Annotated in this window: 13 protein-coding genes; 7 read left to right on the forward strand and 6 right to left on the reverse strand. The window is 64.3% G+C overall.

The window, feature by feature from the left end; all coding sequences use genetic code 11:
* The 3 genes from MOV75_RS14085 to MOV75_RS14095 form a co-directional block, all read right to left on the reverse strand.
* Positions 1 to 1,074 (reverse strand): HisS family protein (locus MOV75_RS14085; RefSeq protein WP_247006015.1); only part of this gene is annotated, 1,074 nt, incomplete at its 3' end.
* A 40-nt stretch (positions 1,075 to 1,114) separates the two neighbouring features.
* A complete protein-coding gene (locus MOV75_RS14090) occupies positions 1,115 to 1,639 on the reverse strand; it encodes a YegJ family protein (RefSeq protein ID WP_246922009.1) in 525 nt (174 codons plus the stop codon).
* A gap of 137 nt (positions 1,640 to 1,776) precedes the next feature.
* A complete protein-coding gene (locus tag MOV75_RS14095) occupies positions 1,777 to 2,859 on the reverse strand; it encodes a branched-chain amino acid aminotransferase (RefSeq protein ID WP_246922012.1) in 1,083 nt (360 codons plus the stop codon).
* Positions 2,860 to 3,197: 338 nt separating this feature from the next.
* Here MOV75_RS14095 and MOV75_RS14100 point away from each other — a divergent pair, with 338 nt between their 5' ends.
* From MOV75_RS14100 to MOV75_RS14110, 3 genes are read left to right on the forward strand one after another with little or no spacing between them, the layout of a single operon-like run.
* Entirely contained in the window at positions 3,198 to 3,737 is a 540-nt protein-coding gene (locus MOV75_RS14100; RefSeq protein ID WP_246922014.1) for a MarR family winged helix-turn-helix transcriptional regulator, read from the forward strand.
* Complete coding sequence (locus MOV75_RS14105; protein WP_246922018.1) at positions 3,734 to 4,465, forward strand: response regulator; 732 nt, start codon at positions 3,734 to 3,736, stop codon at positions 4,463 to 4,465. Before MOV75_RS14100 ends, MOV75_RS14105 begins: the two co-directional genes overlap by 4 nt.
* A gap of 18 nt (positions 4,466 to 4,483) precedes the next feature.
* Positions 4,484 to 5,872: an ATP-binding protein gene (locus tag MOV75_RS14110; protein WP_246922021.1), complete on the forward strand. Its 1,389-nt coding sequence runs from the start codon at positions 4,484 to 4,486 to the stop codon at positions 5,870 to 5,872.
* A gap of 120 nt (positions 5,873 to 5,992) precedes the next feature.
* Here the strand turns inward: MOV75_RS14110 and MOV75_RS14115 are convergent, their stop codons facing one another.
* A complete protein-coding gene (locus tag MOV75_RS14115) occupies positions 5,993 to 6,523 on the reverse strand; it encodes a DUF3617 family protein (protein ID WP_246922024.1) in 531 nt (176 codons plus the stop codon).
* A 44-nt stretch (positions 6,524 to 6,567) separates the two neighbouring features.
* Positions 6,568 to 6,861 carry a hypothetical protein gene (locus tag MOV75_RS14120; protein WP_246922027.1) on the reverse strand — a complete coding sequence of 98 codons (294 nt, stop codon included), beginning with the start codon at positions 6,859 to 6,861 and terminating at the stop codon, positions 6,568 to 6,570.
* A 184-nt stretch (positions 6,862 to 7,045) separates the two neighbouring features.
* Between MOV75_RS14120 and MOV75_RS14125 the strand changes: the two genes are divergently transcribed.
* The 4 genes from MOV75_RS14125 (at position 7,046) to MOV75_RS14140 (ending at position 9,810) form a co-directional block, all read left to right on the forward strand.
* Positions 7,046 to 7,507 (forward strand): hypothetical protein, encoded by a 462-nt coding sequence (locus MOV75_RS14125; RefSeq protein WP_246922030.1) that lies wholly within the window; start codon positions 7,046 to 7,048, stop codon positions 7,505 to 7,507.
* A 114-nt stretch (positions 7,508 to 7,621) separates the two neighbouring features.
* Positions 7,622 to 8,326 carry a ribonuclease T2 gene (locus tag MOV75_RS14130; protein WP_246922033.1) on the forward strand — a complete coding sequence of 235 codons (705 nt, stop codon included), beginning with the start codon at positions 7,622 to 7,624 and terminating at the stop codon, positions 8,324 to 8,326.
* Positions 8,327 to 8,481: 155 nt separating this feature from the next.
* Positions 8,482 to 9,342: a 23S rRNA (adenine(2030)-N(6))-methyltransferase RlmJ gene (locus MOV75_RS14135; protein WP_246922050.1), complete on the forward strand. Its 861-nt coding sequence runs from the start codon at positions 8,482 to 8,484 to the stop codon at positions 9,340 to 9,342.
* Positions 9,343 to 9,594: 252 nt separating this feature from the next.
* Entirely contained in the window at positions 9,595 to 9,810 is a 216-nt protein-coding gene (locus MOV75_RS14140) for a cold-shock protein (RefSeq protein WP_008544396.1), read from the forward strand.
* Positions 9,811 to 9,907: 97 nt separating this feature from the next.
* On the opposite strand, the gene MOV75_RS14145 is transcribed toward MOV75_RS14140, so the two are convergent.
* The gene (locus MOV75_RS14145) at positions 9,908 to 10,531 is read right to left on the reverse strand and encodes an outer membrane protein (protein ID WP_246922036.1); all 624 of its coding nucleotides are present in this window, start codon (positions 10,529 to 10,531) and stop codon (positions 9,908 to 9,910) included.
* Between the last annotated feature and the right edge of the window lie 363 nt (positions 10,532 to 10,894).

The following is a 10,894-nucleotide window of genomic DNA, read 5'->3' on the forward strand; positions in this document are numbered from 1 at the left end:
CACCGGCTCGCCGCGGAAGCGCGAGACGAGACCATCGTAGCGACCGCCGCCGCCGACCGAGCCGAAGCGCACCGGGCGGCCCTTCTCATCCTTGGTCTCGAGCAGGAGCTCGACCTCGTAGACGGGGCCGGTGTAATATTCGAGGCCGCGCACGACGGAGGGATCGATCTTGATGCGGTCCGCACCGTAGCCCGACGCCGTCACAAGTTTTGCGATCTCTTCCAGCTCGCTCACGCCAGCTTGGCCGACCTGACTCTTGGCGAGGTAGGTTTCAGCCGCGGCAATCGCCTCTTTCCAATCCTCGCGCGGTTTGGTGATGGCGAGAACGACGTCGGCTTCGGCTTCGCTCAGATTGGCGCCCTTGGTGAAGTCGCCCTTGCCCTCTTCGCCGCCATCCCATCGTCCAGGACCGAGCAGCTTGCGGACCTCGTCGGCAGAAAACTTGTCGAGCTTGTCGATCGCGCGCAGCACCGTCAGGCGACGCGCGGCATTTTCGTCACCGCCGAGCCCGATGGCTTCCAGAACACCGTCGAGCACCTTGCGGTTGTTGACCTTCACGATGTAGGAGCCGCGCGCGATGCCGAGCGCCTCCATCGTGTCCGCGGCCATCATGCAGATCTCGGCGTCTGCCGCCGGCGTCGCCGAGCCGACCGTGTCAGCATCGAACTGCATGAACTGGCGGAAACGGCCGGGGCCGGGCTTTTCGTTGCGGAAGACATAGCCGACGCGGTAGCTGCGGTAGGGCAAGACCAGCGCGTCGGTGCCGTAGCGCTCGCCGACATAGCGCGCCAGTGGCGCCGTCAAATCGTAGCGCAAGCTGATCCACTGCTCGTCGTCGTCCTGGAACGAGAACACGCCTTCGTTAGGACGATCCTGGTCGGGCAGGAACTTACCCAGCGCGTCGGTATATTCCATCGCCGGCGTTTCCACGGGCTCGAACCCGTAGAGCTCGTAGACGGCGCGGATCTTCTCGACCATCTCGCGCGTCGCCCGGATCGCCGCGGGATCGCGATCCTCGAGCCCGCGCGGCAGGCGCGCCTTCAGTTTCTGCGGTTTTTTGGGTTTCTCGGCCATGCGCGGCGTTTACCAGCCGGGGCGCGAGGCGGCAACTGCCCTACGGCTGCTCCATCCGCGCCCGGAGCGCGTCGGCGTCGGCTTTCGGCATGGATTTGAGCAGCGGCTTGATGGTTTCGCCGCCGACGATCTTGCCGTTGCGCATGAACATCCAGTCCGAGATGTCGGCCTCGGCGAACTTGACCTCGTCGCCTGCCCGCTTGCCCGGCAGGTCACGCGGCTCGTTGGCGAACCGGCCGGAATAGCTGCCGTTGGGCAGCTTCTTTATCTCGGCGATCCAGATGTGCTCCCCGCCCTTGCGGGTGGAAAAGTGAGCTTTGAGGGAATGCCCGGTCTCCGACGACTTTGGCGCGTCATAGGAGGCCCAGAAGATCGGAAGCGTGCCGCGGGCCCGCGCGATCGCCGCATTCATCTCGGGATCGCCGGTGCGCACGTCGACGATCGGCGAGCGGTCCTGCGCGACGACCTCGTGAGTAGGGCCGATGGTCAGGACGCCGAAGACGGAGACGCCAGTGATTGCGGCGAGAACGACCCATTTCATTGGTTGGGAGAGCTTAGCTGCCATGATCGCGATATCCAGGATGACTCGATGTATGCTGACTTTGTCGCGGAGTTATGGCGGCGCGTTCAGTGCACGAAAAGCCACAAGCATTGCGTGTTTCCCCTCTCCTCATGAGAGAGGGGAAACATTCTCGCTGCGGATCAAAACACCTTGCGGATCCAGTTGTGCGGATCGTTGGTGCGGCCGTACTGGATGTCAACGAGCTGCTTGCGCAGGCCCATGGCGACGGGACCGGCGGCGCCGCCGCTGATCTCGAAATCGCCGCTCACCGAGCGCACCTTGCCGATCGGCGAGATGACGGCGGCCGTGCCGCAGGCAAACGCTTCCTTGAGCTTGCCGGAGGCCGCATCCTTGCGCCACTGGTCGAGCGAGTACGGCTCCTCGCGCACCGTCTTGCCGGCATCCTTGGCCAGCGCGATGATGGAATCGCGGGTGATGCCGGGCAGGATGGTGCCGAGCGGCGGCGTCGAGAGCGAGCCGTCGTCAAACACGAAGAAGACGTTCATGCCGCCGAGCTCCTCGATATAGCGGCGCTCGACCGCATCGAGGAACACGACCTGATCGCAGCCATGCTGGATCGCTTCAGCCTGCGCGCGCAGGCTCGCGGCATAATTGCCGCCGCACTTCACCGCGCCAGTGCCGCCGATTGCTGCGCGCGTGTAATTCTCGGACACCCAGATCGAGACCGGCGCAGGGCCGCCCTTGAAGTACGAACCGACCGGCGAAGCGATCACCGCGAAAATGTATTCGGACGACGGCTTGACGCCGAGGAAGGTCTCGCTGGCGATCATGAAGGGGCGCAGGTACAGGCTGCCTTCGCCGCCCGGCATCCAGGCGCGGTCGATGCGCACGACCTGCTCGACCGCCTCGATGAAGACGTCCTCGGGCAGTTGCGCCATCGCCATGCGATCCGCCGAATCCTTGAAGCGCCGCGCATTGGCGTCGGGGCGGAACAGGTTCACGCCGCCGTCGTCGCGCTTGTAGGCCTTGAGACCCTCGAAGATCTCCTGGGCGTAGTGCAGCACCGCGCCGGCCGGATCGAGCTGGAAATTGGCGCGGGCCTCGATCCGCGCTTCATACCAGCCGCCCTTGGCCTGGTTGTAGCGGACGATCGCCATGTGATCGGTGAAGACCCGTCCGAAGCCGGGGTCCATCAGCCTGGCCACACGGTCCTTCTCAGGAGTCGGATTGGATGCGGGCTGGATGTCGAATGTCATGCTCATGTCCTTGGCTCCCGCTGCCGGTATCGGCGCTGTTCTGGCGCCGGCCCGCCCTGTTTCGGGCCGACTGGCTTCATTGGGTGTCTGGCTGAACCACCGCCAGCCTTGTTACGGCCGGTTTCCCGTGGCCAGCATGTCGCTGAGGACATGCTTTTGCGGAACGCGGAAGTCCAGTATGTTTTGCCGAAATGCCGCTCGACAATCGCACGGTAGACCTGCTCCGGCCGTCGTCGCCTGTCCGGCTCTTTCCGCCGTCCTTGCTTCGACACCACCCGCGCGAAACGATCTAAAATTTCGTGCGGGTCGATCGTTTTGTAACATTGAACCCAAGATACGTCAATATGCCTGACATAAATTTCGCAACATCCTCTCACGACGCCGCCGAGCCCAAGCCGGCCGCAGACGACGGAGGCAATTTGCGCTGGGATATCATCGAGCTACTGTTCTTCGCCTATCGCGACTTCGTCGGCGATCCCGACCAGGAGCTGGAGGCTTTCGGCTTCGGCCGGGCTCATCACCGGGTCATGCACTTCGTCTACCGCTATCCCGGCCTCAAGGTCGCCGATCTGCTCGACGTCCTGCGCATCACCAAACAGTCGCTCGGCCGCGTGCTCAAACAGCTGCTGGACGAAGGCTACATCGTGCAGAAGACCGGCGACAATGACCGCCGCCAGCGCCTGCTCTACGCGACGCCGAAGGGCGAGGCACTGGTGCAGAAGCTCGCCGGGCTGCAGACCACGCGGATCACCAAGGCGCTCGCCGAGATGAACCCGCAGGATGCCGAGACGGTCAAGCGCTTCCTCCGCGCGATGATCGATCGGGACGATCCGGACAAGGTGCTCGAGACGATCTTCGCTTCCGTCAACAACGCCAAGGAGTGACCGTGCCGCTCGCTGCCACTCTCGCCCGCCCGCCGGCGCGTCCGGCCGATGACGCGCCGCATCTGCTGCTCGTCGACGACGACCGCCGCATCCGCGATCTGCTCTCCCGCTTCCTCGCCGCCGAGGGTTATCGCGTCACCACCGCCGCCAGTGCCGGCGATGCACGATCGAAATTGCTGGGTCTGCATTTCGACCTGCTGATCCTCGACGTGATGATGCCCGGCGAGACAGGCTTCGATCTCGCCCGCTTCATCCGGACATCCTCCTCGGTGCCGATCGTGATGCTGACGGCGCGCCATGAAGCCGAGGCCCGCATCGAGGGCCTGCAGATCGGCGCCGACGACTACGTGGCGAAACCGTTCGAGCCGCGCGAGCTGGCGCTGCGCATCAACAACATCCTCAAGCGCGCCGCCCCGCCGCCGCAGGCCGCGACCGTGGAGAAGATCGCTTTCGGCCCCTACATCTACCATCTCGATCGCGGGGAGCTGCGTCAGGGCGAGGAGGTCATCCACCTCACCGACCGCGAGCGCGAGATGCTGCGCATTCTTTCGGAGACGCCGGGCGAGACCGTGCCGCGCAGCGCGCTGACCGGCAATGGCAGCGTCAATGAACGCGCCGTCGACGTGCAGATCAACCGCCTCCGGCGCAAGATCGAGACCGACCCCGCCAATCCGCTGTTCCTTCAGGCGGTGCGCGGCATCGGCTACCGGCTGGTGGCCTCGCCATAACACAGTGAAGCGCGACCGATGAGCACGATCGATACCGGCCTGACGCTGCTCCGAAGCGCCGCCGGCCGCGTCTCCGCCGTCAATGGCTGGATGGGCAATGCGTTCAAGGGCTGGATGCCGACCGGCCTCTACGCCCGCGCGCTCCTCATCATGATCGTGCCGATGGTGGTGCTGCAATCGGTCGTCGCCTTCGTGTTCATGGAGCGGCACTGGAACACGGTGACGCGCAGATTGTCCGCCGCGGTGGTGCAGGACATCGCTACGCTGATCGACGTCTACAAGGGTTATCCGCAGGACCGGGACCGCGACCAGCTCCGCCGCATCGCCCAGCAGCGCCTCGGCCTCGTCGTCGATTTCCTTCCCGCCGGCGACATGCCGCCGCCGGGACCGAAGCCGTTCTTCTCGCTGCTCGACCAGACGCTGTCGGTGCAGCTCGGCCGCCAGATCGGGCGCTCGTTCTGGATCGACACGGTCGGCCGCTCAAACCTGGTCGAGATCCGCATCCAGCTCGACGATGCCGTGATGCGCGTGTTCGCGCAGCGCAGCGCCGCCTATGCCTCCAACTCGGAGATTTTCCTGTTCTGGATGGTCGGCACCTCGTCGATCCTGCTGATCGTCGCCGTGCTGTTCCTGCGCAACCAGATCAGGCCGATCCTGCGGCTTGCGGATGCCGCCGAAAGTTTCGGCAAGGGCCGCGAGGCGCCGAACTTCAGGCCGCGTGGCGCGCGCGAGGTGCGACGCGCCTCGGTCGCCTTCCTCGAGATGAAGTCGCGCATCGAGCGCACGATGGAGCAGCGCACGGCGATGCTCGCCGGCGTCAGCCACGATCTGCGCACCATCCTGACCCGCTTCAAGCTCGAGCTGGCGCTGATCGGCGACAGCCCCGAACTCGAGGGGATGCGCAAGGACGTCGACGAGATGTCGATGATGCTGGAGGACTACCTCGCGTTTGCGCGCGGCGATTCCGGTGAGCAGTCGCAGCCGACCGACATGGCCCAGGCGCTCGAGGAGCTGCGCGGCGACGCCGAACGCCACGGTCATGCCGCGACCGTTGCCTTCCACGGCCTGCCCGTCGTGACAGTGAAGCCGGCCTCGTTCAAGCGCTGCCTCGCCAACCTCGTCACCAACGCGGCACGCTACGGCAAGAGCATCGCCATCACCGGCCAGCGCGATCACCGTTATTTGACCGTCACGATCGACGATGACGGGCCGGGCATTCCCGCGCATTTGCGCGAAGAAGTGTTCAAGCCGTTCCTGCGGCTGGACAACGCCCGCAACCAGGACGAAGGCGGCACGGGCCTTGGCCTCGCCATCGCCCGCGACATCGCCCGCTCGCACGGCGGCGACATCACCCTCGGCGACAGTCCGATGGGGGGACTTAGGGCGAGCGTGAGGATTCCGGTATAGCTGACGACGTAGCCCCGATGGAGCGCAGCGCAATCCGGGATTCATTCTTCGCAACTTCGCAACGGATGCAAAGCCCCGGACTGCGCTACGCTCCATCCGGGCTGCGGACTACGATCCCGCCTATTTCGGCAGCAGCGCCTTCAGCTTGTCCATGTCGCGCACGTTCATCTTGAAGCCGCCGGGCATCACGATATCGCCGGGCTTCTGGTCCGGCTTGCAGGCCCCGAGCCATTTGGCTTGCAGCGTCATGGTGCTATCGCGGCCGGCCGCGCCTGCGACGCCGCCTTGCGCGTGCGAGGACGACTTCACCGTGTAGGCCGAGTTGAAATCGCCTGATATCTCGGCGTGCGACGTCGTGGTGACGCCGGCGACGTTGCACTCGGAATCGCTGACATAGCCGGTCGCTGTCTTCTTGATCTCCTGCTTGGCGCAAATCTGCTTGGCCATCGGGGAGACGTTGTTGCTCATCTCCTTGTCGACGGTCTCGTCGGTGCAGTGCTGCATGGTCATCTCGGGCACCGGCGAGCCTGATGTGACCAGCTTCATTTCCCAAAGGCCGGCCTTGCGCACCGGCAAATCGTCGGCGCTGGCGCTGGCTGCCGACACGACGAGGCAAGCGGCCGAGCCGAGCAAAGCGAGTTTGCGCGTCATGGTGGAGGCTCCCGGCTGAGAGATTGCGGCGTTACGACAACGCTTCAGTACAGCGTGCGGATCGGCTGGTCGGCGGCGCCATAAGGCACCCAGCGGCAGGAGAACGAGATGTAGCCGCCCTCATAGGCCTGCACCGCCAGGAATTTGACCACCTTGCCGTAGCGCGCGCAGTGATCGACCGCGGCCTGTCGCGCATCGACTTGGATGGCCATGGAATAGGCGATGATGCCGCCGGTGTCGTTGCCCTTGAAAGGCGGCACCGGAAGAATGTCGGCGCGCGCCGACTGGCTCGCCATCATACCCAGGGCAAGAAGGCCCGCGGCCGCAATGATTCGCATTCCCGTCACTCCAATTGGTTGGTGCCAGTTTACGGTGCCGGGATCGCCGTGAAAAGAACTGAAGCCCCGTCGGCAGTGAGGTTATGGTCAACTCCTGGCGAAGTGTTGCCGCGCTGCACTTGACCTCCCCCGCCCTTCGCGGCACCGTTCGACCTTCGCAAGACTTCAGCTGTCTGGATTACCCATGCGCGCCCCCTCCCTGAAATCGCTCCGCTTTGCCGCCGTGCTCGGCCTCATGTTCGGGGCGCTGTCGCTCGGTGAGGCCAGGGCTGCCAATCCGCTAGAGCTGAATTTCTGGCTGAGCGGGCCGCGCTATGACGGCGCCGTCGCCGAGTGCGACAGGGCGCTGCCGACGATCGCCACCCAGTTCTGGGAAAAGGAAAGCTCGTTCTGGAATTCCTCCCTGCAAATCACTGGCTTTTCCGCCGTTCGCGAGACCGCGTTCCGGCCCTGGCAGTCCGACAACATTCCGCGCCGCTATTGTACCGGCGAGGCCATGCTCAATGACGGCAAGGTGCGCAAGGTGCATTTCTCGATCATCGAGGATGGCGGCTTCGCCGGCTACGGCAACGGCGTCGAATGGTGCGTGGTCGGGCTCGACCGCAACTGGGCCTATAATCCGGCCTGCCGCGCCGCCAAGCCTTAGAGCCCCTGATTCGGACCTATTGGGGCGGCCGGCGGCCGCCGTCTGAATTTTGTTCTTGAAATGTTCTTGCTGCCTGCTAGGCTTCCGTGCACAGTCTAGTTGAGGGGCGTTGCCATGTTTCATTCCAGATTGCATTCGTTCTCCCGCCTGGTGATCTCGCTGGCCCTTTCCCTGATCCTTGCCGCGGGCCTGGCCTCGTTCGCCAGTGACGCAAAGGCCCAGGACAAGCGGCAGAACGCGCCTGGCGAGTTCGACTTCTATGTGTTGTCGCTGTCGTGGTCGCCCTCGTTCTGCGAGGAGGCCGCGGAGCGCGGTGGCCGCTCCCAGATCCAGTGCGGCGGACGGCCCTACGCCTTCGTGGTGCATGGGCTGTGGCCGCAATATGAGAATGGCTTTCCCGAATATTGCCAGCGTCCCGCGCCGCGACTGAACCGCAGCATCGTCTCCTCGATGCTCGATTTGATGCCGGCGCCTGGCCTGATCTTCAACGAATGGGACAAGCACGGCACCTGCTCGGGCCTCGAAGGCCGCAGCTATTTCGAGACGATCCGCAAAGCGCGCGCGGCGATCAAGATTCCAGCCGAATATCTCGATCTGTCGCAGGCCAGGACCGTGGCGCCGGCGGAGGTGGAGGAGGCCTTCATCAAGGCCAATCCGGGGCTGAGCAATACCGCCGTCTCCGTCACCTGCAACCGGACCCGGCTCTCCGAGGTCCGCATCTGCCTCAGCAAGGACCTGCAATTCCGCGCCTGCGACGAGATCGAACGCCGCGCCTGCCGCCGCGATCAGGTCACCATGCCGCCGATCAGAGGCGGTTAGTTCGCGAAACTGGCCGCCCGCATCGTCATGGAGCGCTTGTCCCGGCCATCCGAGTTTCACAACGCATCACGAAGGACGTGGATGCCCGGGACAAGCCCGGGCATGACGAGTAGAAGATGCTGCGCATTCTCTCCCGTGAGCCGCAGACCTTCGCCATGAATTACCGTCACGCCTTTCACGCCGGCAGCTTCACCGATGTCATCAAGCACATCGTGCTGGCGCGCATCATCACCTATCTGCAGGACAAGCCGGGGGCGTTCCGCGTCATCGACACCCATGCCGGCGCGGGCCTCTACGATCTCGACAGCGACGAGGCGCGCCGGAGCGGCGAATGGCTGACCGGCATCGCGCGGCTGATGCAGGCCCGCCTGTCGAACGAGAGCGCGGCGCTGGCCAAGCCATATCTCGACATCGTCCGCGCCTTCAATCCGAAGGGTGAGCTCAAGGCCTATCCGGGCTCCCCCTTGATCGCGCGCGGCCTGCTCAGGCCTCAGGACCGCCTCGTCGCCTGCGAGCTCGAGCCGAAGGCGCGAAAAGCGCTGATCAGCGTGCTGCGCCGCGACGAACAGGCCCGCGTGGTCGACCTCGACGGCTGGGTGGCGCTGCCGGCCTTCGTGCCGCCAAAGGAGCGGCGCGGTGTCGTGCTGATTGATCCGCCTTTCGAAGCAAAGGACGAGTTCGAGCGGCTGGGTGAAGCCTTCTCGACGGCCTTCGCGAAATGGCCGACCGGCATCTATGTCATCTGGTATCCGGCCAAGAACCGGCGTGCCACCGACACGCTGGCCGAAACGGTGGCGCGGCTCGCAGCTGCAGCAAAACCACCGGGAAAATGTCTGCGCCTCGAGTTCAGCGTCGCGCCCCAGCTCGATGGCGGGGCTCTCGCCTCGACCGGGCTCCTGATCGTCAATCCGCCCTATACGCTGCAGGGCGAGCTCAAGACGATCCTGCCCGAGCTGGAAATGCCGCTCGGCCAGGGCGGCGCTGCCAGATTCCGATTGGAGGTCCCGAGGCCGTAACACTCCGGCATTCTTGGGAAAAATATGCAGGAGCGGTAGTCAATCTGCTGAGAACCGTATTATGCTGTTTTTGTGACTGGCTTTGCGTTCCGCTTCCGCGAATGGTTGCGGCGGAGTGAAGGCCTAAGAAAGATCCGGCCGGACCGTTGAGGTCCGCCCAAGGATGGCCAGCTCTCCCGGGCTCCGTAAGCCCGGTCATGTCGTGACGTGAGTCTGCGTCGCGACGGAGGAGCAATGAGGGGGAGTTTCCCGATGGCCATGACGGGAACGGTTAAGTTTTTCAACGGCGAACGCGGCTACGGTTTTATCAAGCCTGACGACGGCGGCCGCGACGTCTTCGTGCACATTACTGCTGTGGAGCGGGCCGGACTGAAGGACCTTGCGGAAGGACAGCGTATTACTTTCGAAGTCGAACCGGACAAGAAGGGGAAGGGGCCGAAGGCGGTCAATCTGGTCATCCTCTCCTAGCGGGCCTGACGAGCAACATTCGGCGCAACATTTCGCGCAAAAAAATCCCGGCCGCGAGCGGCCGGGAGTTGTTGTCCGGTATTTTCTTCTTCAGCTATCAGAAGCGATAGTTCACGCCAGCGCGCACAACGCTGGCGCTATAGCCGTTTGACACGCCCGTAATTGCGAACTGACTGGTCGACAGGTCGATGTAGAGATATTCGAGCTTGGCGCTCCAGTTCGGCGCCAGGCCGACTTCCGCGCCGGCACCGATGGTCCAGCCGGCGGTGGTGTGCGATTCCGTCCAGCCGAAGGTCTGCGCGCGCAGCTCGCCGAAGGCGAGGCCGGCGGTGCCGTAGAACAGCACGTTGTTGAAGGCGTAGCCGGCGCGGCCGCGCAGGGTACCGAACCACGGATTGGAGAATTTCCACGGCGCAAAGGTATCGTCGGCGCCGGCGGCCTGGATGTCGCCCTCGACGCCGAACACAAACGGGCCGTTCTGGAAGTTGTAGCCGGCTTGCACGCCGCCGACGAAGCCGGACGGCTTTGAGGGATTGTTGTCGACCGAGCCCCATTCGTAGCCGATATTGCCGCCGAGATAGGGACCTGCCCAGCTATACGCATTCAGCGGCTGGTTGACCGTATAGGGCGCACGCTGCCCGTAATTGAGATCGGCGGCCTCTGCCGAAGCTGTCCAGGCGGCTGCAACCAACGCGGCCGCGCCCACAACGAGCCCCTTCATCACACACTCCAACGCAACTGTTGCAACCGGTGCGAAGCCTGACGCCGCCGCGCGAGGCAAACCGCATGGTTACGGAACCACCACTTTTTCGCGTAAGATTTATCGAGAGTTTTAAGTTAAAGGCCTGTTAAGCCGGGTTACCGCGCTGTTAACAGGCTTAAGCGAGTGTTACCGGGAACTGCGTCGCCATCCTGTGCGCGCCGCACGGCCGGAACTTCAAATCGGCACCCCTAGCGCCTAAATTCGCTCCATGGTTCACGATTCCCCCGACAATCCGGACGATGCGCGCGCGCGCAGACCCGTGCGTGGCTCCGCGCCGGACGCTCCAGCCGAGACGCCTCCGGACCTCGATCCCGCCACCAG

Origin of the sequence: Bradyrhizobium sp. PRIMUS42 (genome assembly GCF_023006515.1) — a bacterium.
Taxonomy (GTDB): domain Bacteria; phylum Pseudomonadota; class Alphaproteobacteria; order Rhizobiales; family Xanthobacteraceae; genus Bradyrhizobium.

Bases quoted from the DNA above. Each gene is read 5' to 3' on its own strand.
- MOV75_RS14130 (WP_246922033.1), top strand. From the start codon at position 7,622: ATGTTTCATTCCAGATTGCATTCGTTCTCCCGCCTGGTGATCTCGCTG.
- MOV75_RS14090 (WP_246922009.1), bottom strand. From the start codon at position 1,639: ATGGCAGCTAAGCTCTCCCAACCAATGAAATGGGTCGTTCTCGCCGCA.
- MOV75_RS14135 (WP_246922050.1), top strand. From the start codon at position 8,482: ATGAATTACCGTCACGCCTTTCACGCCGGCAGCTTCACCGATGTCATC.
- MOV75_RS14095 (WP_246922012.1), bottom strand. From the start codon at position 2,859: ATGAGCATGACATTCGACATCCAGCCCGCATCCAATCCGACTCCTGAG.
- MOV75_RS14110 (WP_246922021.1), top strand. From the start codon at position 4,484: ATGAGCACGATCGATACCGGCCTGACGCTGCTCCGAAGCGCCGCCGGC.
- MOV75_RS14145 (WP_246922036.1), bottom strand. From the start codon at position 10,531: ATGAAGGGGCTCGTTGTGGGCGCGGCCGCGTTGGTTGCAGCCGCCTGG.
- MOV75_RS14140 (WP_008544396.1), top strand. From the start codon at position 9,595: ATGGCCATGACGGGAACGGTTAAGTTTTTCAACGGCGAACGCGGCTAC.
- MOV75_RS14125 (WP_246922030.1), top strand. From the start codon at position 7,046: ATGCGCGCCCCCTCCCTGAAATCGCTCCGCTTTGCCGCCGTGCTCGGC.
- MOV75_RS14120 (WP_246922027.1), bottom strand. From the start codon at position 6,861: ATGCGAATCATTGCGGCCGCGGGCCTTCTTGCCCTGGGTATGATGGCG.
- MOV75_RS14115 (WP_246922024.1), bottom strand. From the start codon at position 6,523: ATGACGCGCAAACTCGCTTTGCTCGGCTCGGCCGCTTGCCTCGTCGTG.
- MOV75_RS14100 (WP_246922014.1), top strand. From the start codon at position 3,198: ATGCCTGACATAAATTTCGCAACATCCTCTCACGACGCCGCCGAGCCC.